Raw genomic sequence first — 23611 nt, 5'->3', positions numbered from 1 at the left:
TCGATTATTCATCAAGTTTCAAATTATCATAGATTCTAACGTTTTCAGCTTTATTATTAGTGAAATAAACAACTGAAAGGTCTCTATATTCTAATGCATTAATGTCAAAGTCTTTTACTGAAGGATTGACTAATCTTATGTCTATATTAAAGTATAATGGCATTACAACTGCATCATCCATTAAAATCTGATCAGCTTTGGCATAAAGCAACATTCTTGCCTCTGGATTAATTTCTCGCAAGGCTGCCTCGTACAATTCGTCAAAAGCAGGATTGGTATATCTGAAATAATTGATTGATGCTGCTTTTCCTTCAATTATGTTTTTACTATAGAATAAGTAGAGAAAGTTTGAAGGATCTGGTGAATCTGCAATCCAGCCAAATCTCCAAAAATCAACTTGACCGCGCTCAACTAGTGGATGTAATTGAGACATTGGAATTACATTCAACTGAATATTAATTCCGAGGTTCTTCTTCAACATAAAAGTAAGCGTCTCAGCTATCTTCTCATTAATACCACCACTTGCATTCAGGTTCAAAGTAATTTCCGGGAATCCTTCACCATTTGGAAAGCCTGCTTCCCGCATTAATTTTTTTGCCAATTGCGGATCGTAAAAATACCCTTTCACACTTTTAGTTGGATACCCTTTCATTTCAGGAACGAATCCATTGTGAGCAGCGCTTCCTTCTCCTTGCAAAACAAAGTCGATTAAAGAATCCCTATCAATGGCATAATTGAATGCTTTTCTCACTTTAACATTACTAAATACTTCACTTGTGTTTAAGAACCCATAATATTGGATATTCAAACTATTAATTGCTTGCACTTCAAAATCTTTATTCTTTCCATCTCTTGCATCTTCTAGCGTACCCATAATGTTTGGAATCTCCTCTACTGGAATGCCCCATAAAACATCTAGTTCACCACGTTGAAAAGATTTGAGTTCGTCATGCTTATCTTTAATAAAAGTGAAGGTAACCTTATTTAAGAAAGGCATTTGGGTACCAAATTCATCTTTTCGCCAATAATTTTCATTCCTTATAAAAATAGCACTATCACCATTGACGATAGTTTTTGGTACAAATGGACCTGATCCAATAATTTTATTTTGCATGCCTTCGTATCCATACGTGTCAATCGCTTCGACAGGATAAACGGATGCCGCGAGAATGGCTAATAAATTCGGTAAACCTGCATTTGGGTTAATTAATTCGAGTTCTAATGTATAATCGTCAACGACCCTAATCCCCGCAACATTATCAGATTTTCCTAAAGCATACGCCTCAGCACCCAATAATTTATCTCGGAATAATGAAGACCATTTATTCGACTTATGATTCGAGCAAAGAAACTCGAAACAATATTTAAAATCATGTGCTGTTATTTCTCTCCCCTTGCCTCCGGGAAAACATGGATCGTCATGATATTTAACACCTTTACGTAAATGGAAAGTGTATATTTTTTTAGAATGATCTATTTCAAAAGAAGCCGCAATTGAAGGCTCAACTTCAAGCGTTTTTTGATTCAATCTCAATAAGCCCTCATAACTTTGGCTTGCAATATGGTTCGAATAAATATCGTTAATCCCAGCTGGAAATAAGCTTGTATAATCCTCAATTGAATTTAATTTAAGGATTCCTCCCGTAAATTTCCCGCCTTCTACTTCTACTAGCGAATTTGCATTTTTATCCTCTTCAAAAGTATTAGAATCACTCCCATTACATGCAATAAGCATGATTCCAAATACTAAGCTAAATCCTATTGTCCTATAGTACTTCATTAACATAATTGGAGGTTGTCAAATATTTAAACTTATTAAATTAAATAGTTACTGCCCTTCTGAAAGGGTTTCTATGCGTATATCCATCAGGATTCGTAAATCTAATCGATAATTCAAATCCTCCTCTATAATTAGAAGCTTTAGAAAGACTTGACACATTAATATCATAAGATAATCCGAAAGAAAAATATTGCACATCTAAAATTACTTGCGGAATAATTGCATCAATTACATTTGTTATTCTTGTGGATAAACCACCTGTAATAGCCACATCTGCACCGTTTCCAGTATTTCTTGATCCCGTATTCAACATATATTTCCAAAGAGATCCCAACACTATTTGATGTTGGCCTCCTTGTATGAAAGCAGTTACATTTGGATACCAGTATAAGTCTGGTTTATTCAGAGAAAATAACATCGCGCCATGCGCTACAAATTTCATGGGTAATTTTTCACTTTTATCCGCTTGATACGAATAAGTAGGTTTGTTAACATGATAAACTGAAATACCAAATTTAGCATCTTGTGGTGTTCTACTCTTTACATTTCTATCATTTTGATAATACCAATAGCCGATACCTACCGCCATATCCAAATATTGAAAAGTAGTATAATCAACACCTTCTCCGTTGATTAATGTCGGATCAAAATTAAGTCCTTTATATTGACTTCCCCACTCCATTTTCTGTGTATTCAACCCAAAACTTCCAACAGCACTTTGCGCGCCTACCGTAATCCTTTGATTTCTGCTAATTTTAAATAACGACGAAAAACTCACACCAACATTTGTATTTCCAACTTCAATATCACCTGCTACATCACGCGAAGCGAAAAATCCAATTCCATAAAATGTCGGTTTCCTAGCACGCCCTTTTGCGAAGTTAAACTCACCCGATGCAGCATAGGTTCGAAAAGTATTATTCACCGACCTCCATTGATCTTTCCAATTCACTGTCCCTCTGAAATTACCACTAAAAGCCCCAGTAAAAGAAGGGTTTAGAATGAATGGGGCACGGTTAATTTGGGAAAAGTGAATATCCTGTCCAAAAGCATTGAACGAATAAAAAATAAGACCGATATAAAATATTATGTTTTTCAAGTACGCGTATATACTCCAATATAGCAATTTTAGTTACCAAATTGATCAATATTAACAATTAGAATTCAGAGGAAGGGTCTACTTTTCAATACAATTTACAAATTCCAAACTAAATATACAAACATAAAAAAAGCCGCCTCACAAAAGTGAAGCGGCTTCAAAGCAATTTTTTTATTTATTGAACAACAATTCTCTTTTGAATTTTTTGGTTGTCATTATTAGTTAACTCAACAATATAGGTGCCTCTAGCCCATTCATCTATTGAAATAGAAACTGGGTTATCAGCGATATTTTTATTGAAAACTATTTCACCAGCTATACCATAAATTTTGATTTGAGAAAATTCAGAAGGATTTTCTCTTTCAATCGTGATAATAGCTGTAGCAGGATTTGGATAGATATTAAAGATTCTTAAACCTAATTCATCTATTCCAAGACAATCATCTACTGTAATTGTTTGCTCATCCATATTAGAACATCCATCTTCATCTGTATATGAATACGAAATAGCATGTATCCCTGTTCCTGCGGCATCCGGATTGAATATTCCACCAGAAACACCAGCTCCTGAATAAGTACCACCTGATGGAGTCGAAGTAGGTAATTCAATAATTCCGAATCCTAAACAAACCACATCATCTGCAAAAGGAGCCATTGTTACAACAGGTAATTCATTAACAGTTACTGTAACTTCACCTTCAGTTGAACAACCATTCACTGTTCCTACAACTTCATATGTTGTGGTTACCATAGGCGATATCGTTTGACTTGCGTCAGCTCCTAATCCTTCAGACCAATCATAAGTATCAGCTCCTGAAACATTAATAGTTGCTTCATCACCTTCACAGATGGTTAAATATTCTGAAACAGTTAATTCAGGGAAATCGAATACAGTAATCATATTTTCAAAAGTAATGGTATCATTACCTCTATAACTTGCAATAGCTAAAGTCACATTATAAACACCAGCTGTTGCAAATACATGCGATGGTGCTTCTTCTTCAGATGTTTCGCCGTCACCAAAGTTCCAATTATAATAAGTTGGATCATTTTCTGATTCATTGATAAAGTCGATAGACTCACCTACACAAATTGAATCATTTAATGTACGCATATTAGCTATTGGAGATATTAATTCCCAATTAACAACTAATCGTGCTGGAAAACCACCTTCATATGAATCTGCTACTCTTCTGTCTTCATCAATTCCATCACTTTCAATAATAAATGCTAATGCATTTCCATGGACCCATCCTTCTCTGTCAACTATTTCCTGAACAATTGCAGTTAAACTTGGTGTTTGATCCATTGTTTCGCCACCAATCCATGGTGTTTCAACCGTTTGTGTCCATAGTACTGAAGCTGCTGTTCTTGTACGAGATGAAATGTTAAAATCAACTTCTTCATAAGCAACAGCATTATCCACGTTTTCACCGAAAACTGTTATGTCAACTTCTGTATCGTCTGATTCATCCGCTCTGAATTCGATATACGCATCAGTTACTATCGCCCCATTTGGAATATTTACTCCTTGGAAACGAAGACCTACAAATTGGCTATCTTCTCTATCACTTTCGTAACAAATTTCTAAATCAGAAGATGTTAAATCAATATTACCAGTAGATATATGCTCTTCAGCATCATCGTTATTATCAGCTATTCTATATTCAAGTTCAGCATTGTTCATTACTTCAACATATGCTATTTTAATTGCTTCATCTTCTCCTAAACCATTAACAATGTTTAATGAAACTGTATAAACTCCAACAGAATCATAAGCGTGAACTGGGTGTTGATCAGCAGATGTAGTTCCATCACCAAAATCCCATGTCCATGATAACATGCCTCCGTAAGATTCGTCAGTAAAGCTAACCTCTTCGTAAATTGTAGGTGTTTCATTGTTCACACTGAAGTCTGCTTCTGGAACATCTTCATAAACAATTTCCCAGTTGAAAACTAATCTCGGTGCAAATCCTCCTTCATAAGAATCAGCAACACGTTCATCATCATCAATTCCGTCACCTGTTAAAATAAATGACATTGCATTTCCTAATTCCCAACCTGGCTGATTGATTATTTCTTGCACGACAGCAGTAAGTTCAGGACTTGTAGCTCTTGTAGCACCTCCAACCCAAGCAGTTTCTTCAGAATGCAACCAAGGTGCCGTTGCCAAAGTTCTAGTTCTAGTAGAAATATCATAATTAGTTGTTGCATCATATGGTGCTGAATTTTCAGCCAATTCACCTTCAATTAATAATTCAACATCAGTATCGTCAGATTCATCCGCTCTAAAGTGTAAATATGCTTCAGTGATATAAGCACCTTGAGGTACATTTATTCCTTGGAATCTTAAACCAACATGTTGATGCTCCTCAAATCCACCGTCATAACAAAACTCAAGATCAGAAGAAGTTAAATACATACTGCCATCGGTGCCAAATTCTTCAGCATCATCGCTACCATCAATAATACTCAAGTCTAGAGTAGAAGCGCTTTGAACAATAATATAAGCGGATTTAATTTCTATCCCTGTACCGTAATCATTCGTTGATGATAAAGTGACTGTATATCTACCTGGACGTGCATATATATGTGTTGGGTGTTGTTCGATTGATGTTTCACCATCACCAAAGTCCCAAGACCAACTCGCTGGCATATTACCAGAAACATCAATAAAATCAACACTTTCTCTCATTGGTATTTCAGTTCTATTAACTGTGAAATCTGCAATAGGTGCAATTGTATCATAAACTAATACAGTTTTAAATCCAGTTGAACTTCCTTCCTCATTTGTTGCCGTCAAAGAAATAGTATGTACACCCACCTCTGAAAAAGTATGGGTTGGATCTGCTATTACAGATGTTTCACCATCTCCAAAATCCCATAACCATTCAAAAGGATCGTTAGTGGTTGTATCATCAAATATAACATCCGATCCAACAAAAATTGTATCATCACTCATTGTAAATCCTACACCAGGAAAATCACAATTAAGAATTTCAAAATAACCTAAAGGCAATGCCGCCGGTTTCCATATTTGGTCATCTAATTCAGCTGAAATACTAAATCTATCCTCTTCTGTATGTTCTGTTATAGGATCAGGATTTTGTGTATCTATAGTTCTTACTTCAATTTTACAAGCATCTACAGTAATCCAATTGAATTGGTACATAGATTCAGTTGCGATTGTCAAAGGGTGTATATCATCAGGAACACGAATCGTACCCCAAGCGCCTTCACCGATGAATCTAATTCCTTTACCTTCTTCCATATGCTCGTCTGTAAACCATTCTCCCGAACCACCAAGAGCAGTTGGATTTGCAGGTCGAACTTCTTTAGTCAATTTTGTAACATGTGCATCACTTTCCATCACTAAACGAACGTCGTTATCATAGAACAACTGAGCCCAATCGTTAAATTCATCAGCACCTTCACCTTTACTCGAGTGATGAGGAACAATCGGTCTGTGATATTGTGCAGATTTCCAAATTGCATCATCAGCTAATAAAGTTGTTTCTAACCATGCTGTTTGCGCCTCTCTTTTAGGAGCATTTGGAATCGTATGTCCAGGTAATAATTCTCCATTTAATGTATAAACTGAGAATAAATTTCCTCCAAAAGTTACTTTATAATAAACATCATAAACACAATCAAATAAATCAGAAATATACTCTGGTCCACCAGTACCATAAGCTTCGTGGTTTCCGAATGAATGCACCAATGGAATCATTTGTCCATCTTCTGTTATTGTTAACTGCCAATCATCAAACCATTGTTGTGTTGAAACATCACCCGGTGTATTTACTAAATCACCTCCAAACAAAACAGCATGAGGTCTTAGCTTAGCTACCATTTTGTTTGAGTTTTGTCTTTGTGTTACACCTGATCTAGAATCTCCACCAGAAACGAATGATAATTTTTCAGAACTGTCGTCTGGACAAGTTTTAAACCAATAACGATCACTTGTTCCTTCCGAATCTTTAATTACAAAATAATAAATAGTGTTTGGCGTTAAGTCTTCCAAAATAGCAAACTGATTATCCATTCCTTGATAAACAGTACTTCTATAAGGAGACATTGTCAAAGGATAACTTTCCCAATCTGTTCCGTGATCCGTCGTTCCATAATATACAGAAGCATCTGTACCTGATACTTGTTCCCAACCGACAGTGATTTCCGTGGCAGGGTCGTTATTAAACATTAGCCTATAGCGGTCCGTCGCCGCTTTTGAGACTGTAAATATGAGCATGAGCCCAAAAAGTGTCATAAATTTTTTCATCTGTCGATTTTTAAACATTTGTTCGATGCAAAATTATAGCGAAGGTGACAAGGCATTGTTAATTCTAAAACATCAAAAAATCAATTCAATTTTAGGTTTAAGTTAAGGATTGGTAACATGCAGTTTATTTCGAAATAGATTCCTCAAATTTGCTCTATAAATGAATAACAAACATGAAAAAACTATTGCTATCAGCCGTCTTAACATTGTCTTTATCTGGAATAACACAGGAAATTCACGAACATCCTGATCATCCAAAAGGACTGAATAGTGCAGATCAATACGAAGCTCTCCCCTTATACAATGAAGCCTGTGAATTGTATGCAAAAGGTAGACTTGAAGGTGCAAAAATATCATTATACGAAGCTATTAATACAAGCTTTGCTTTAACCGAAGCACAATTGTTTTTAGCGAAAATACTCTACGAGCAAAATAAACTTGACTCGGCAATGATTTACTTTAACAGTGGTATAGATTTCGCGGTCGAACAAGATCCTCATCATTATTTCTATTATTTCGAGACGGGTATGAAAATGGGACAATATGATCAAGTAAAACACAATCAAAAAGCCTTCAAAAAACTATATGGCGACTTGCCAAATGGTCAATATGAAAGTGATTATCCTTTTACGGTAGATGACTTTCAACTTTATCAAAGGTCTTTAGCACTCGTTACTGATTATAATTATTGGGAACCAAAAGCGACTATTTTAGATACGCTGAAGTTTAATCAATCGGCAACAACTATTGGCAATAACGAATTGTTAATCATTCATAATGATGAATTTAAACGCCTCGTAAAAAAGAAAAAGGGTGAAAAAGTAAAAAAATGGAAAGGTGATTTACCTGCCTATACTGATATTCAATTTCCTGCAGGAAATGAATATGCTTTCTTTACCAAAAATGAAGGTCATGTTTCAAGTATTTGGTTCGCGGTAAAAGAAGGTAAAAAATGGCTTCAACCTATTCAACTACCAGAAGAAATTAATACGGGTACATTTAATGGTAATCCATATTACGTTTCAGATAAAAACCTCTTGTATTTCTCGTCAGACAGAAACGGTAGCAAAGACCTTTTTGTAGCTAAACTCGATTTGGAAAATAATAAAGTTGAAGATATAGTTCCGCTCGATATAATCAATACGCCTAATTACGATGAAATCAATCCTGTCCTAAAAAGTGGGTCGTTTTATTTCTCATCTAATGGTCATGCTAATTTTGGTGGATTTGACTTATTCGAATCAAAAGATTTAATGACCTTAAATGGGATTGTTACGCCACGATCAGCAATTAATATGGGCAAACCTTTTAACACGAATAAAGACGAATTTTCTATTGATAAAGAACAAGGCCAATTTATAATTGAGCGATCATTTTACACCGGTCAAAAATGGTTTATTCGAATGAATCCTTTACAGCAAGAAGATACAATTTATTACGAAATTAAAAAAGTAGATTTAAGTGAGCATGTTGACTAGTACAATTGACAAAAGAATAAAGCGCCTATTAGGTATTTCGGTGTTATTACTAATTATTGGTAAAGGAATTTTACACCTTACAGCGAATTTACATTTTGATATTATATTTCAAAGCGGATTGGCTTTTCAAAAAGTGAATGGTATCATCCTGCTAATTCTAGCCATTTTACCTTTAATTAATAGCAGCCTTTTAATCAAAAAATATGGCTTAATTATATTCTATTTAGCATCATTTATCATTTTCATTCAGGTTTACGTTGGATATGCTAATGCAGGTTTTTTGCCCGAGCAAATTGTAGAATGTTCCATCCAAGTGGGGATTCCGATCACCTATATTCATGTAATGCGGGGTGATTTGAATAAAAGAAGATTGATTTTTATACTACAATTATTGGTATCGGCGACTTTTATTGGTCACGCATTCTATGCGATTGGTTACCATATCGTGCCTTCTAACTTCTTGGTATTAACAACAAATTCGCTCCAAATAGACACGGGTGAGGCCATTAATTTCTTGTATATTATAGGTTGGATTGATATTATCTGTGCTGTACTCATATTTATCCCTAAAATTCGACCGTATATTATTTGGTACTTAATTGTTTGGGGATTCTTAACGGCCATAGCAAGAACTTATGCTTTTGTGCATGAATCGAACGAAATAGCCTTTTTTATAAACCAAGTATTCGAAACAATTTATCGTTTACCTCACGGATTAATTCCTTTATTGATTTGGAGTATCACAATGCAGCCAACAAATTTTCAATTGAAAAATATCTTCAAAGCTAAATCCAATAAAATGTCTAGAGAATTCAGTTAGATTTTCACTGACAACTCAAAAAGAATAAAGCAAACAAAAAGGCCACTGGAAATCAGTGACCTTTTCGTTAATTTTGATAATAAAAATCTTAGTATTTTTTGATCTCGAAAGTTTCCATAAACTTAGTCGTGAAGTTCCCCGCTCTAAAGTCAGGGTCTTGCATTAATTGTTGATGAAAAGGAATTGTAGTTTTTACACCTTCAATAAAGTATTCATCTAATGCACGCACCATTTTAGTAATGGCCTCTTCTCTCGTTTGAGCAACAGTTATTAATTTAGAGATCATTGAATCGTAGTAAGGCGGTATAACATAACCGGCGTATACGTGCGTATCAATTCTGATACCGTGTCCGCCTGGTTCATGATAATCCGTTATTTTACCTGGACTTGGTCTGAAATCATTTAAAGGATCTTCTGCATTAATTCGACATTGAATTGCATGCATTGTTGGGAAATACTCTTTTCCAGTTATTTTTTCACCGTAAGCCAATTTAATTTGTTCTTTAATCAAATCATAATTAATTACCTCTTCAGTAATTGTGTGCTCTACTTGAATTCTGGTATTCATTTCCATGAAATAGAAATCACGGTTTTTATCCACAAGGAATTCGATTGTTCCAACACCTTCGTATTTAACCGCTTTAGCAGCTTTGATAGCAGCACGTCCCATTTTAGCACGCAATTTATCCGTCATAAAAGGAGAAGGTGTCTCTTCCACTAATTTTTGGTGTCTACGTTGAATAGAGCAATCTCTTTCAGATAAATGACAAGCATTACCGAATTTATCACCGGCAATTTGAATTTCAATATGTCTTGGATCTTCAATAAATTTCTCCATGTACATGCCGTCGTTTCCGAAAGCGGCTTTCGATTCTTGACGAGCTGAGTTCCATGCATCTTCCATTTCTTCATCAGACCAAACAACACGCATCCCTTTTCCACCACCACCGGCAGTTGCTTTAATCATAACTGGGTAAACAACTTTTTTAGCTGTTTCAATCGCATGATCAAGATCTTTTAAAAGACCTGCCGAACCTGGAATACAAGGTACACCAGCTTTAATCATTGTTGCTTTTGCTGAAGCTTTATCACCCATTGCATCAATCATTTCTGGACCTGCACCAATGAATTTAATTCCATTTTCAGCACAAATTCTAGAAAAAGAAGCATTTTCTGATAAAAACCCATATCCTGGATGAACAGCATCTGCATTAGTAATTTCACACGCTGCAATAATTCGAACGATATCTAGATATGATTCTGAACTTTGCGGTGGTCCAATACATACAGCCTCATCTGCAAAACGCACATGTAAACTATCTCTGTCTGCAGTTGAATAGACTGCAACTGTCTTAATCCCCATCTCCTTACACGTACGGATAACCCTAAGTGCAATTTCTCCTCTATTTGCTATAAGTATTTTTTCAAACATTATATTACAATTAAATTGAGGCCAAATGAATCAATTTTAGATTCAAATAAACCGAATAATTTAAACGTGTTTCTTTGTGTTACACGTCAGTACTACTCTATACAGAATAATACTAAAATAATTAAAAGAATCGATTATGCCGGCTCTACTAAAAATAAAGGTTGATCATACTCAATTGGAGAATTATCATCAACTAATACTTTTACTATTTTACCAGAAATCTCTGCTTCAATTTCGTTGAAAAGTTTCATTGCTTCAACAACACAAATTACATCACCAACACTAATGTTATCGCCAATATTTACGAACGCATCTTTATCAGGAGAAGGCTTACGGTAGAAAGTACCGATCATTGGTGACTTAATCGTAATTAAATTACCATTGTCATCAGCTTCTGCAGTAGTTTGTGCACCTTGATCCACGACTGGTGTTGCTACTTGATTTAGAACTGGTGGAGCTTGAATTGCTGCTTGTTGCGGCTGTTGAACAATGTATTGTTGTTCGTGTTTTTCAGCTTCAGTTTTTATAGTGATTTTAAAATCACCCTGTTCTATACTTACTTCGTTTACACCAGATTTGGCAACGAATTTTACAAGGTTTTGAATCTCTTTTATATCCATGCTCATGTTTTATTCCGTATGATTTCTAATTAAATTATTAGGGTATTAATACGCCCATTTTAAATAAATTGATCCCCATGTAAATCCTCCGCCAAAAGACGCAAGGACGAGGTTATCTCCTTTTTTTAATTTATCTTCCCATTCCCATAAACACAATGGAATGGTTCCAGCTGTTGTATTACCAAACTTCTGAATATTTACCATTACACGCTCTTTATCCAAGCCCATTCTATTTGCAGTTGCATCAATAATTCGAAGATTTGCTTGATGTGGCACTAACCAATCAACATCTTCACTTGACAATTTATTACGCTCCATTATTTCTGCAGCGACATCTGCCATATTACGCACCGCATTTTTGAAAACTGTTTGACCTTCTTGATAAACGAACTGTCCTGGAGATCCAACATTTTCTTTAGTGATTGGCTCTTTTGATCCTCCTATAGATTGCAATAAATATTCACGTCCCGATCCATCAGATCTAAGGATCGTATCTTGAATACCGTAACCTTCGTCATTTGCTTCTAAAAGAACACCGCCACCACCATCACCGAAAATAATGCAGGTTGCTCTATCTTCATAATTGATAATACTAGACATTACATCTGCACCAATTACAATTACTTTTTTATGTGTTTGATTTTCTATGTATACTCGACCGATATCTAAGGCATATAAAAACCCCGAACATGCAGCACTAAGGTCAAAACCCCAAGCATTTGTACAACCTGCTTTGTCACAGATTACATTTGCACTACTTGGAAATCTATAATCACCTGTGATTGTCCCAACAACAATCATGTCTATTTCTAATGGAGAAATTCCTCTTTTCTCACAAATCCCTTCTACTATTTTAACTCCAAAATCTGAAAGCGCTTCGCCTTTTGCGGCCATTCTACGCTCTTTTATACCAGTTCTTGAAGTAATCCATTCGTCATTTGTGTCGACCATCTTCTCAAGATCGGCATTGGTTAATATCCTTTCAGGGACATATCCTTGAACTGCTGTTATAGCTGCTGAAATTTTGTTCATACGATTTTTTGCTTACCAAAACCCGAATTCGTGTTAAATATAAACGGGGGACTAAATTTATCAAAAAAAGATCAATTCGACCATGTTTTTACTAAATCATCTGTGTTTTGACCTAAAAAAAATGAAAATCGACGTTTTTTCGATTCAAATCTAACGAGTATAAACTAAAAAAAGGATAACAATTGTAAGTTATTAAACTCACTTTTGCTACCCTTAAATAGGTTTAAATAAAAAGTACTAGTGGATCAAATTGCCACTTCTTTTTCCATTACAACTTTTCCTTTGTAATATAATTTCCCCTCATGCCAATGTGCTCTGTGGAACAAATGTGGTTGACCTGTAGTAGGGCAAGTTGAAATATTATCCGCAACTGCCTTTACATGCGTTCTTCTTTTATCTCTTCTAGTCTTAGATATTTTTCTCTTAGGATGTGCCATTTTACTTTAATTTAGTATTTCTATTTTAAATTTTTCAATGCTGACCATCTCGGGTCAATTTCGTCATTACTCTCTTCGTCTTCGTCTCCTCCGACACTCTTATTTCCTGTGCTCTCAACAATTAAATAATTATCAATCGCATTTAACATTTCTTCGTTACAACCACCTTTTTTATGCGTCCTCTTTGAAGGTAACAATAAAGAGCTGATCTCAAAAATTGGCATCGAAATATCGATTCCAATCTCATTCGGCAATACTGCAATTATTTTCTCATCATCTATGTCCTCTTCTGTAAACTTGTAGATGATCTCATCTCCTCCTTTAACTTTTACTTGACAACTGTCCGTACAACGGTCACACATCACAGTAAAGACTCCTTTAATGCTAAAATTTGCAATTAACATATTCGGCTTCTTCTCTAATGCTAAATCAACTATTAAGTCTGCATCTTCAATATCCGAATAATTAAATTCTGTAAAGAACGTATTGTCTACTTTATATTGATAGTTGTGAATGCCATCCGGCAGCCCCGTAAATTGAATATAAAATTCGCTCTTCTTCACCATCTTCAAAAAATAGACGGCAAAGGTAATAATAAAAATTCTATCAACAAAAGAATTTGAATAACTACTTTTTTGTTGTTTGTTTTTTTAATGGGTTTTCATTCATTATCGCATGCTTTTCTCTGTTGCGAAAAATATCACAAGCTAAATAATATGCATTCCTAAAAGATCGTTCTGAAGCAATTCCTTTCCCTGCTATATCGTAGGCTGTACCATGATCTGGTGAAGTTCGAACGATCTTTAATCCCGCCGTAAAATTAACGCCTTCGTCAAATGAAATCGCTTTAAATCCAGTTAATCCTTGATCGTGATACATTGCTAAAATAGCATCAAAATTCTTTGCATTTGATGATCCAAAAAAGCCATCTGCCGAATATGAACCATAAATTAACGCTCCTTCATCTCTTAATTTCTGAATTGTTGGGTTAATTATATCCAATTCTTCTTGCCCAATTGTTCCTCTATCTCCTGCATGAGGATTTAGTCCTAAAACAGCAATTTTTGGACTCGCAATTAAGAAATCTTGACGCAATGTCTTCAACATTAATCGCAACTTATTCTCTATTGATTCTTTCGTAATTAATGCCGCAACATCTTTCAATGGAACATGACCGGTAACAACGCCAACTTTTAAAGTCTCCGCCACCATAAACATCAAAACATCTTCCGAATCTGATTTACTTGCCAAATACTCTGTATGACCCGGGAATTCAAATCCTGCATCACGAACACAATCTTTATTTATAGGAGCAGTGACTAAACAATCAATCTTATTCTCCATTAAATCTTTTGTCGCCGCTTCTAATGACTTTAAAGCATAGGTTCCGCCATTGGCATTCTTCTCACCTAAAACAACTTTAGCATCCTCATTCCAAACGTTAATCAGATTCACCTTTTTAGGCTTCGCTTCCTTGGCATCATTGATGACCAAATACTTGAAATCTTTATCATCAATCGCCTTTTTATGGAACGAAATCGTTTTTGATGATCCATAAATTATAGGTGTTGAATTGGCATAAACATCACTATTGCTCAAGGCTTTTAAAATAACCTCAATTCCAACACCGTTTATATCACCAAGTGTAATACCAACTTTTATTGATTTATTTTGCTCCATTATTTTGTTCTGTTTTTCAAAAATTCAACTAATAATCTAACACCAGCTCCTGTTCCACCTAGACCTCTATATCCATCTTTCTTATGCGTGAATGCTGGTCCAGCAATATCTAAATGAATATATGGAAAGTCTGTAAAATGTTCTAAAAATTTACCTGCAGTAATCATTCCTGCAGCCGGTCCACCTAAATTCTTAAGATCGGCAATGGTAGATTGTAATTCTTCTTTATAATCGTCCCAGAAAGGAAATTCTACAATCCTATCGTGAACTTTATGTCCAGCTTTATCTAAAGCTTTCATTTCTGATTTTTTTGCATTCCCCATCGCCACAATACCAAAACTTCCAATTGCATGTGCAGCTGCACCTGTTAAAGTTGCTGCATCAATTACCAATTCTGGTTTGTATTTTTTAGCATAAGCCAAAGCATCCGCTAAAACCATTCGTCCTTCCGCGTCTGTATTCAATACTTCTACAGTCGAATTGTCAAACATGGTTACTACATCGCCAGGTGCATAAGCATTTCCGCCGGGTCTATTATCTGTAGCTGGAATTAATGTGATGATATGTAAAGGTAATTTTAATTGTGCCGCTCCGTATGTTACAGCGACCATAGTTGCTGCTCCACCCATATCACTCTTCATGAAATCCATTGAGTTAGCGGTAGGTTTTAAACTTAAACCTCCGGTATCATAAACAATACCTTTACCAACCAATACAATTGGTTTCGAATTCACCGCGTTTTTTGGTTTCCATTCAAGTATTGTAAATGTTGGAGGATCAATAGACCCTTTATTTACAGCCAAAAGACCGCCCATTTTTAGACTTTGAATTTTTTGTTTATTCAATACCTCCACTTTAATACCAACTGGTTGACATTTCTCAGCGATATCAGCAGATAATTGCTCAGCTGTTAAATAGGATAAAGGTTCATTTACTAATTCTCTTGCCCAAGCCGTAGCATCAACAATATGTCCAACCTCTGCTAATTTCGCAGATTTATTGTCCGTGAAAATTCCTTTTAATTTAATCTTAGCCTTTTTCTCAGCTGATTTGTATTTTTCAAAAGTATAAGACGAAAGTCCAACGCCTTCAGCAAACAATTCAACCGCTAATTTATTATTAGATGAAACCAATAATGCAGCACATTTGTTTTTAAGAAATTCATAGACTTCAAATCCTAAATCTCTTACTTTGTTCGCTGCTAAATCATCCTTTAGATCGCCAATTTTAGCAACCAAAACAAATTCACCAGCATTATTTATGGATGCAAATTTTTCAGCCGCTAAATTATTGGTGAAATATTGCAATGACTTCTTGTCCAAATCTAATTTTTTCAACTCTTTTTCGTCTGAAACTAGGTACAACCTATTTTTTAGCTTTGAATCTGATTTAAATTTAACGTAAATTGGCATCTTGTATTTTTTTGGCAAAGTTATCATTTTTTAACTGATGGTAATTGAATGAAGGTTTCGGATTTTCTATTTATCTACCGATTAATCAGTATTTATTGCAAGTAAATATTTTAATTCAACTATTCTCTCTGTTTTTACGTTTATCCTATACCCAAGGAGATTCATTTTTTATATCTTTGGAGGAATACTCAACATCAAAATTGAATTTGAAACATATACTACTCTATATCTGTCTGTTTTTATTGCTGCCAATCACTGGATTTGCTACGCATAATAGATCGGGTTCAATAACGTACGAACATGTTTCAGGAAACACCTACAGATTCACCGTAACTACTTGTACTCAAACAACAAGTGAAGCAGATCGGCCAGAATTAGAGATTAAATGGGGTGACGGAACACGTGATACACTATTTAGAGATAATATTGAATTTATTGCCGATTATGACGTACAAATCAATACTTATATTGGTTTGCATACATTCACGGGACCGAGTTCTTATATTATCAGTGTTGAAGATCCCAATAGAAATGCAGGTGTAATTAATATAACGAATTCAGTAGATAAGGTTTTCTGTATTCAAACGGAATTGATTATCTCTCCTTTTATGGGTACGCCAAATAACTCAATTGTTATTGAAGATTGTCCTTGTCCCGAATTTGCATGTGTCAACGAAATTTATTGTTATAATTTATCTGCTTACGATCCTGATGGGGATAGTTTAAGTTATGATATCGTACCTTGTAGAGGTGTTGATTGTCTAGAAATGTCAATTCCTACAATTTATAAATATCCAAACGAAGTTGGTTTTGGTGGTGGAACTTTATCTATCGATCCTGTTACTGGAACATTGTGCTGGGATAGACCAACAATTAGTGGAGTTTATAATATCGCGATTAAAATTTCGGAATATAGAAACGGACAATATATTGGTGCTGTTCTACAGGATATGCAGTTCGAGGTTCTACCTTGTCCGCATGATCCGCCGGTGATTGAAAATGTTCCTGACACTTGTGTTTTTGTTGGCAGTACAATCGATCTTAAAATAAAAGCTACCGATCCAACAAATGATTTAAAGATTTTTGCAACTGGTTCTATCTTTCATTTAGCTGAAAATCCAGCAATTTTTATCGATAGTACAGGTCCTTTAGAGGTTGAAGGTCGTTTTATTTGGACACCAAACTGTGATAATGCCTCTAATTCACCATATCTAGTTACGCTTCATGCGGATGATTATCATCCAGATATTCAATTGTCTGATGTTAAATCTTTCAGTATTAAAGTAAACATTCCACCGGTTGAAAATTTACGTGTTTCGCCTTTTGGTAATGTAATGAACTTGACTTGGGATCCTACAATTTGCGATGATGTCGCTTACTATAAAATTTATAGATCTTTGGACAGCTCTTTATACAATGACGAATGTTGTGATATCAGCACGCCGACTGCAATGGGTTACGAATTTTTAGATACAACACATTCGTTAGATTATACAGACGATTCTGAATTGATTGTCGGCAATAAATATTGTTATTTAGTTACTGCTGTACTTGAAAATGGTGCCGAAAGCTGTGTTTCTATTCAAGATTGTGCACACCTTAAATTTGAGGTTCCTGTTTTGACAAATGTTAGCATATTAACAACTGACGCTGCAATTGGAAAAGATTCTATTCTTTGGTCTTATCCGAAAGAATTAGATGAAGTTGTTTTCCCAGGACCTTATCATTATAAATTGTACAGAGGCGAAGGCTATGCTGATCCTGCAACACTTATCTACACTTCTGAGGACCAAGTATTGATTAATAATCCTGACACGGTATACGAAGACAATTCGTTAAATACGCAAGACTTACCTTATACTTATACTGTCGAATTGTACAGCGCTGATGTTTTAGTAGGTGCTTCGATTGCCGCATCTTCAATTTATGCCAGTTTGATACCAAATGACAATCAACTTGAAATTAGATGGGTTGAGTCAATTCCATGGGCGAATTATTCGTATGAAATTTATAAAGAGGTACCAACCGGTAGTGGTGACTTTGTATTATTGGCAACGACTACAAGTATAGGTTATATAGATACGGCCTTGGTCAACGGTAAAACTTATTGTTATAAAGTCAAAACCATTGGTGAATATACTGCAGATGGTATTGCTAAGCCATTAATCAATTGGTCGCAAGAAATTTGTGGTGAACCATTCGATTTTACACCTCCATGTGCACCAACAATACAAATTAGTGGTGATTGTGAGAAAGAAGAAACTTATTTAAATTGGACCAATCCCAACTTGTCTTGTGCGGATGATGTAACACGCTATAATCTTTATTTTGCACCGTTTGCAGGTGATAGTTTAGAATTATTAGCTTCGTTTGATAGTCCTTTAGATACAAGCTTCGTTCATGATGACAGAGGAAGTATTGCAGGCTGTTATTATATCACTGCACTCGATTCTGTTCAATACAATAACGAAAGTTTGCCATCTAATATGGTTTGTATTGATAATTGTGATGGTTATTATGTATTGCCAAATGTTTTCACACCGAACGGAAGTAATGTTAATGACCTCTATCACCCATTACTACCTTATAAATTCGTTGAAAAAATTGAATTGACCATTGTGAATAGATGGGGAACACCTGTGTTTCAAACTGAAGACCCAATGATTAATTGGGATGGATTAGATCAGAATACTGGCGAACCTTGTTCGGATGGTGTCTATTTCTATACCGTAGTTGTTTATCAAATTAAATTGGCTGGTCTCGAACCCATTTCTTACCAAGGCAATATTCAAATTATCGCCGCGCCTCGTAAGTAAATTTTACAAAAAAAAACCGAAGAACACAATGTCCTCCGGCCCCTTAGCTTCGTCGATTTACAAAAGCTTATAACCTGAACTCAGATTAATATTCGTTTGGATTGATATTCTTCTTCGCATTAATTACATTGAATCCAACAGAAATTCCGGCTAAACCACCGCCTCTACTAGAAGAATAGAATACATTCACCGGAATGTTTAAAGCTCCTGCATTAAAGGTTCTACCAAAAGCGAATAAGAATGTTGTATTGATTTTTAACGTACCTCTTGAATCGTAAAAACTACCATAATTAATTGCTCCGTCCGTTGCCGTTCCAACCGATGGTGGCGAATAAAAACCAAATTGGTCGTAGTAAGAAGAATCAGAAGCGTAAGTATTCGCTGAATATTGATCCCAATCAGCTCTAGAGAAATAAGCATTATTCCCTTTGCCAAATCTATTGTCCTTATCAAAGAAACCATCCGAAACTTTCTTCACACCAAAACCGGGACCGAATGCTAATTCCCAACCTGCTTTACCAATTCTAAACCCGTTTAAAATGGTAATTGACGGAATAAATTGTCCTTGTTCAAGACCAGAAACATTAAAAATACCTTCAACCAATGCTGAGAAATTTTCCGTTCCAACATATTGCTTTTCTACTTGATACCCAATCATGCTCATTCCAGGAAAAATATCCAACCCACCTTGATCCATTGGACGCATCGCATATTCCTGCATATCACCAACCATCATCGCATAACCAACACGCGGACCAGAATTATTAATTCGCCCAATATTATTCGATGTGATCACCTCATTATTAAATTTTAATCGATCCATCAACACCTGATCAATATCAATACCATTCATCGTTTTCAATAAAATCTCGATCATTCTCTGCAATTCAGTCTCTTGATTATCAAACTCACGCACCATTGATTTGCTGAGTTTACCTGATTTACTGTCAATCCATTTAATTGAAATTGCAATTTTATTGCTCAAGCCAGTAAAACTTGCAAAAATTACATAATCAACATTTAAATCTTTCCCCATGTTTGAAAGGCACGAGATACCAAAACAATCATTCGTATAATTCTCATTTCCTTTAATAATCTCCGCCATATCAAATTCGTCATACACATTGTATTTATCCAACTTTATTAATTCAAGCTGAATTAGTTTAGCCGCACGACTCTGTGTAATATTAATACTTTCTATATACGGATTAGCGATGGCTACTGTTTGTTTCGAATTTTGTCCAAATACTTGCTGACCAGCAATCAAAAGGACAATCATTATTACATTTTTCATATTCTATTTTTTTATGCTCTGTTCTAATTTCTGGTTCAAAATTATGGACATTCCACCGATTGGTAGAATTGAATAATACAGGTCAATAAAATTATTTGCGGAAATCGCAACAAACCAAATTCAATAAAAAGCGACAACAGAGCCGATCAATTTTTAAGAGTAAAAGTTTAGACTTATCTTTGTACAAAATTCAAAGAATGTTTACAGGAATAATTGAGACTTTAGGAAAAGTAGAAGCGATTGAGAAAGATGCGACCAATGTACACTTTACATTTTCGTGTGCTTTTACTAACGAATTAAAAATTGACCAGAGTGTGGCACATAATGGCACCTGTTTAACCGTTGTTGCGATTGATGGAGACAATTATACCCTAACAGCCATTCAAGAGACCTTAGAACGTACGAATCTAGGTTTATTGCAGATTGGTGATCTAGTAAATATCGAGCGTTGTACAAAAGTCGGTGATCGCCTAGACGGACATATCGTTCAAGGTCATGTTGACACCATCGGAACATGTAAAGAGGTTATCGAACACGACGGCAGTACAGAATATGTTTTTGAATACGATTATGATGATGTAACCGTTTCAAAAGGCTCTATCACCGTGAATGGCGTAAGTCTCACTGTTGTGCAGTCTGAGGACCAATTGTTCTCCGTTCATATCATTCCTTACACAATTGAACATACCAATTTCCACACATTCAAAGTCGGCACCAAAGTAAATTTAGAATTCGACATTATTGGGAAGTATGTGAAGAAGATGATGGGGGTTAGGGGTTAGGGGTTAGATAATAGTTGATAGGCAAAAGGAGTTAGATTTTTTTGGGCGTTACCCCGCAGTTGCGGTGTCAGGCTTTTCGCTCTAATCTTTTTATCAGTCTCCTTGCAGTCGACCGAAAAAAGGATATCCGCTGCAATCTTTAACGCGGAAATACACTGAACTTTCATTTGTCGTTGTGAAATTTTACGAATTTTAAATATGGTTTAGCAACCGCAGCAGCAAAGCTACATGCGGAGCGGGGGCAATTAAAAAATAATAAACCAATCCGCATCAGGCGGAGAGCGGATTGGTGTTTAGTTTTTAATTATCTGCGGGGCTTTGTGAATGCCTTACCAGCTTTTTTGTCTACTTCAATAGCGAAATGATTTCCTTCTAATCCTGATGAATATCTATCTCTCTCAATTTTAAGTTTATCTTGATACATATTTAAGGTTGAACATCTTACTGAAAATTTTTCCAAAAATAGATCCAACTCTAAAGATGAAATATTTGAGCTTTCATGAGCAATGACTTCATCGAAAAAAGTATCAGTTGTATCAGTAAATTAAACCAAAACTCGCAACCTAAACGAAATATCTTGACTTCTCCCTGAACCAAAATCTTCTATGCATAATACTTCAGAAAGTGAGTCAACGGACGAATAAAATAATTCAGAGTCATAGTCATTATACCGCGCGTTGGTACTGTGCAAAAATGATCCGCACATAGACCCACAGGCAAGAATTATTGCAAATATTAAGTTCATAATGTCATCATTATTTTTCTGTTGTTTTATAATTTTTGTTATACCTAAAGGTTTTGAATCAGTAGTTCCGCCCTTAACTTTTTATTCTTTACCATAATATCCCACATTATTTATCTTGCTCTGTTTTAATTTCAAAATACCTATCTGCTACATCTAAATAAATTGCATTAAGGTGATTGCAGAAATTTATATAGTTACTGTCATTAAACTCATCTTTAAGGTTAGGTTTCACTCCTTCCATCAATTCTTTAAATTTTTCTTTACTTTCAATTACTAATTTTTCAACCAATTCACCATTCTTAATATACCTTATTTCTGGGAAGCTTAAATATTCATTTTTCTCCTCAAATGGGATTAAATCATTATATGAGCTTTGAATTATATTAAAGATTGTAAATAATTTATCATCCTGCAAAGTATCATTCAATATTATGTTGTATAATCTTTTCTTTTTGATGGCAGCACTATTTCTATACTTTATTTGCTCGCTAGTAAACTCATCTGTAATTGAATCATTAGTTATAACTATTGGATAAGTGATTGAAGACTCTGTACTACACCAAATAACAACAGCATCAACCTGCGCAAAAGAAATTTTGCATGCTACTAGAAATAAATATACTAAAACTATGTTTTTCATATTATTGCATTATTTCAAAAGGAGTACAATTTGCATTCATATCGTATTTTTCAGGCTCATTATTTATCACTTGTCCCGCAGGACACGTCCTTCACTAACGACAAATTCAGAATGAACATTATTCATTCGCGCTCAACTTTTTATTCATTTCCATAATAATAAAACAAAACGCTGTGCAGGATATCCATCCTGCACCAAAACCGAATTCAGCGGATATTCATCCGCCATTAACTTTTTATTCTTTACCGTAATAATAAAACTGTCTGATTTTAGATAAGCTTGGTGTCAATGCATGTACTTTTAAAACCGATTCCATGTCTGCATAATTTGTCGCAGATGAGTAAATCCAGTCTTCAGGTTTATTTACAAATTTTGCCTTAACAGGATTATTGTGAATGTAATTTATTTTCTCCCATACAAACTTTTCGCTATAAATTTCAATTGCGTGATTTCCTGTTTGCCAAAATTTCACATTCTGATCTTTACAACTTTCTACAGCAGCTATTCCAAACAAACCCATTAACCATTCTCTTCTACTTTCTGGTTCAGTCATTATTAAATCTGTGATTGTTACACTTGTATGCCGTTTAAAATCCCTTATCGTATCTTCAAGCTTGAAATTAGGTTCCGTATTTACCAATAAATGAATATGATTCGTCATAATTACGTAGGCAAAAATGTTCAATCCTTTATTTTCCATGCAGTATTTCAGCGAATCAATCACAGTATCCTTATAAATAGGTCGCGTAAAAACATCTGCCCAACCAACAATGGTAAGCGTTAAAAAATAACTTGCTTCTTTTTTAATTGTATGTTTTAGTCCTGATCGCTTTCCCACAAATCTAAAATAATGATTTTATACAGAATAAGTTATGGTGACGCGTATCACTTTGAATTTGATTTGGGGCAGCACCTTGGATAAATATCCAAAAGATTGTGGTTTGGCGCAGGATGAATATCCTACGCAGCCTGTCTCAAAACCTACGCACCTGTGGGATGAAAATAAGAAAGACAACAGACATGTTTAAATGTTTGTTTACCATTCATACGACGACGTCTTTATTTAACATATACAAGAGGGGATTATGTGACCCCTACAGGGTCATTGAGTTCATACGAGCACTCCAAGTTAGAGATTTACGACCCCTACAGGATCGACATATACTAAATCTCGTGCCGTGTTCTGTTAATCGTCGAACTTATAGGTGATCAAATCAATTAGAATTTTGTTTATGGCAAAGTTAGCATGAATATTCTGCGCAACT

18 protein-coding genes are annotated in these 23611 nt (G+C 35.1%); 5 read left to right on the top strand and 13 right to left on the bottom strand.

Annotated features, from left to right (window positions below; all coding sequences use genetic code 11):
- Window positions 1-4: 4 nt before the first annotated feature.
- The 3 genes from T367_RS0120240 to T367_RS0120230 all read right to left on the bottom strand — a co-directional run bounded on the left by T367_RS0120240 (window position 5) and on the right by T367_RS0120230 (window position 7158).
- On the bottom strand, window positions 5-1780 hold the full coding sequence (locus T367_RS0120240) for an ABC transporter substrate-binding protein (RefSeq protein ID WP_169736095.1): 1776 nt from the start codon (window positions 1778-1780) through the stop codon (window positions 5-7).
- Window positions 1781-1820: 40 nt separating this feature from the next.
- Window positions 1821-2879, bottom strand: a complete 1059-nt coding sequence (locus tag T367_RS0120235) for a PorP/SprF family type IX secretion system membrane protein (protein WP_027421452.1) — start codon at window positions 2877-2879, stop codon at window positions 1821-1823.
- A gap of 175 nt (window positions 2880-3054) precedes the next feature.
- Complete coding sequence (locus T367_RS0120230; RefSeq protein ID WP_169736094.1) at window positions 3055-7158, bottom strand: PKD domain-containing protein; 4104 nt, start codon at window positions 7156-7158, stop codon at window positions 3055-3057.
- A gap of 173 nt (window positions 7159-7331) precedes the next feature.
- On the opposite strand from T367_RS0120230, the gene T367_RS0120220 reads away from it, so the two are divergent.
- Window positions 7332-8636: a PD40 domain-containing protein gene (locus T367_RS0120220; protein WP_027421450.1), complete on the top strand. Its 1305-nt coding sequence runs from the start codon at window positions 7332-7334 to the stop codon at window positions 8634-8636.
- Window positions 8626-9456 carry a hypothetical protein gene (locus T367_RS0120215; protein WP_027421449.1) on the top strand — a complete coding sequence of 277 codons (831 nt, stop codon included), beginning with the start codon at window positions 8626-8628 and terminating at the stop codon, window positions 9454-9456. Before T367_RS0120220 ends, T367_RS0120215 begins: the two co-directional genes overlap by 11 nt.
- 88 nt (window positions 9457-9544) lie before the next feature.
- On the opposite strand, the gene accC is transcribed toward T367_RS0120215, so the two are convergent.
- From accC to T367_RS0120180, 7 genes are all read right to left on the bottom strand, one after another.
- Window positions 9545-10888 (bottom strand): acetyl-CoA carboxylase biotin carboxylase subunit, encoded by a 1344-nt coding sequence (gene accC / locus T367_RS0120210; RefSeq protein WP_027421448.1) that lies wholly within the window; start codon window positions 10886-10888, stop codon window positions 9545-9547.
- A gap of 134 nt (window positions 10889-11022) precedes the next feature.
- Window positions 11023-11508, bottom strand: coding sequence for an acetyl-CoA carboxylase biotin carboxyl carrier protein (gene accB / locus T367_RS0120205; RefSeq protein ID WP_027421447.1), 486 nt, complete (start codon window positions 11506-11508; stop codon window positions 11023-11025).
- 45 nt (window positions 11509-11553) lie between these two features.
- Window positions 11554-12540 (bottom strand): beta-ketoacyl-ACP synthase III, encoded by a 987-nt coding sequence (locus tag T367_RS0120200; RefSeq protein WP_027421446.1) that lies wholly within the window; start codon window positions 12538-12540, stop codon window positions 11554-11556.
- A 245-nt stretch (window positions 12541-12785) separates the two neighbouring features.
- Complete coding sequence (gene rpmF, locus T367_RS0120195) at window positions 12786-12977, bottom strand: 50S ribosomal protein L32 (protein WP_027421445.1); 192 nt, start codon at window positions 12975-12977, stop codon at window positions 12786-12788.
- 20 nt (window positions 12978-12997) lie between these two features.
- Complete coding sequence (locus T367_RS0120190) at window positions 12998-13543, bottom strand: YceD family protein (protein WP_027421444.1); 546 nt, start codon at window positions 13541-13543, stop codon at window positions 12998-13000.
- Between the two features lie 61 nt (window positions 13544-13604).
- Window positions 13605-14657 carry a 4-hydroxythreonine-4-phosphate dehydrogenase PdxA gene (pdxA, locus tag T367_RS0120185; protein WP_035846857.1) on the bottom strand — a complete coding sequence of 351 codons (1053 nt, stop codon included), beginning with the start codon at window positions 14655-14657 and terminating at the stop codon, window positions 13605-13607.
- Entirely contained in the window at window positions 14657-16069 is a 1413-nt protein-coding gene (locus T367_RS0120180) for a leucyl aminopeptidase family protein (protein ID WP_027421442.1), read from the bottom strand. Before T367_RS0120180 ends, pdxA begins: the two co-directional genes overlap by 1 nt.
- A 44-nt stretch (window positions 16070-16113) precedes the next feature.
- Here T367_RS0120180 and T367_RS0120175 point away from each other — a divergent pair, with 44 nt between their 5' ends.
- Entirely contained in the window at window positions 16114-18885 is a 2772-nt protein-coding gene (locus T367_RS0120175) for a T9SS type B sorting domain-containing protein (RefSeq protein ID WP_157454336.1), read from the top strand.
- An 85-nt stretch (window positions 18886-18970) separates the two neighbouring features.
- Here T367_RS0120175 and T367_RS0120170 read toward each other — a convergent pair whose 3' ends face one another.
- A complete protein-coding gene (locus T367_RS0120170; protein WP_027421440.1) occupies window positions 18971-20179 on the bottom strand; it encodes a hypothetical protein in 1209 nt (402 codons plus the stop codon).
- Window positions 20180-20376: 197 nt separating this feature from the next.
- Here T367_RS0120170 and T367_RS0120165 point away from each other — a divergent pair, with 197 nt between their 5' ends.
- On the top strand, window positions 20377-20961 hold the full coding sequence (locus T367_RS0120165; RefSeq protein WP_027421439.1) for a riboflavin synthase: 585 nt from the start codon (window positions 20377-20379) through the stop codon (window positions 20959-20961).
- Between the two features lie 851 nt (window positions 20962-21812).
- Here T367_RS0120165 and T367_RS0120150 read toward each other — a convergent pair.
- Both T367_RS0120150 and T367_RS0120140 read right to left on the bottom strand, forming a co-directional pair.
- A complete protein-coding gene (locus tag T367_RS0120150) occupies window positions 21813-22346 on the bottom strand; it encodes a hypothetical protein (RefSeq protein ID WP_027421438.1) in 534 nt (177 codons plus the stop codon).
- 235 nt (window positions 22347-22581) lie between these two features.
- Window positions 22582-23184, bottom strand: a complete 603-nt coding sequence (locus T367_RS0120140) for an REP-associated tyrosine transposase (protein WP_051568708.1) — start codon at window positions 23182-23184, stop codon at window positions 22582-22584.
- Window positions 23185-23218: 34 nt separating this feature from the next.
- Here T367_RS0120140 and T367_RS24995 point away from each other — a divergent pair, with 34 nt between their 5' ends.
- Complete coding sequence (locus T367_RS24995; RefSeq protein ID WP_157454335.1) at window positions 23219-23374, top strand: hypothetical protein; 156 nt, start codon at window positions 23219-23221, stop codon at window positions 23372-23374.
- Window positions 23375-23611 lie beyond the last annotated feature (237 nt).

It is taken from the genome of Crocinitomix catalasitica ATCC 23190 (assembly GCF_000621625.1).
GTDB lineage: Bacteria > Bacteroidota > Bacteroidia > Flavobacteriales_D > Crocinitomicaceae > Crocinitomix > Crocinitomix catalasitica.
The sequence above is the reverse complement of the archived record's forward strand: the minus strand, read 5'-3'. Positions and strand labels throughout refer to the sequence as shown.

Excerpts from the sequence above, each read along its gene's own strand:
- T367_RS0120215 (WP_027421449.1), top strand. The coding sequence starts at position 8,626 with ATGTTGACTAGTACAATTGACAAAAGAATAAAGCGCCTATTAGGTATT.
- T367_RS0120230 (WP_169736094.1), bottom strand. The coding sequence starts at position 7,158 with ATGAAAAAATTTATGACACTTTTTGGGCTCATGCTCATATTTACAGTC.
- T367_RS0120220 (WP_027421450.1), top strand. The coding sequence starts at position 7,332 with ATGAAAAAACTATTGCTATCAGCCGTCTTAACATTGTCTTTATCTGGA.
- pdxA (WP_035846857.1), bottom strand. The coding sequence starts at position 14,657 with ATGGAGCAAAATAAATCAATAAAAGTTGGTATTACACTTGGTGATATA.
- T367_RS0120240 (WP_169736095.1), bottom strand. The coding sequence starts at position 1,780 with ATGAAGTACTATAGGACAATAGGATTTAGCTTAGTATTTGGAATCATG.
- accB (WP_027421447.1), bottom strand. The coding sequence starts at position 11,508 with ATGGATATAAAAGAGATTCAAAACCTTGTAAAATTCGTTGCCAAATCT.
- rpmF (WP_027421445.1), bottom strand. The coding sequence starts at position 12,977 with ATGGCACATCCTAAGAGAAAAATATCTAAGACTAGAAGAGATAAAAGA.
- T367_RS0120190 (WP_027421444.1), bottom strand. The coding sequence starts at position 13,543 with ATGGTGAAGAAGAGCGAATTTTATATTCAATTTACGGGGCTGCCGGAT.
- accC (WP_027421448.1), bottom strand. The coding sequence starts at position 10,888 with ATGTTTGAAAAAATACTTATAGCAAATAGAGGAGAAATTGCACTTAGG.
- T367_RS24995 (WP_157454335.1), top strand. The coding sequence starts at position 23,219 with ATGGTGACGCGTATCACTTTGAATTTGATTTGGGGCAGCACCTTGGAT.
- T367_RS0120180 (WP_027421442.1), bottom strand. The coding sequence starts at position 16,069 with ATGCCAATTTACGTTAAATTTAAATCAGATTCAAAGCTAAAAAATAGG.
- T367_RS0120170 (WP_027421440.1), bottom strand. The coding sequence starts at position 20,179 with ATGAAAAATGTAATAATGATTGTCCTTTTGATTGCTGGTCAGCAAGTA.
- T367_RS0120165 (WP_027421439.1), top strand. The coding sequence starts at position 20,377 with ATGTTTACAGGAATAATTGAGACTTTAGGAAAAGTAGAAGCGATTGAG.
- T367_RS0120200 (WP_027421446.1), bottom strand. The coding sequence starts at position 12,540 with ATGAACAAAATTTCAGCAGCTATAACAGCAGTTCAAGGATATGTCCCT.
- T367_RS0120150 (WP_027421438.1), bottom strand. The coding sequence starts at position 22,346 with ATGAAAAACATAGTTTTAGTATATTTATTTCTAGTAGCATGCAAAATT.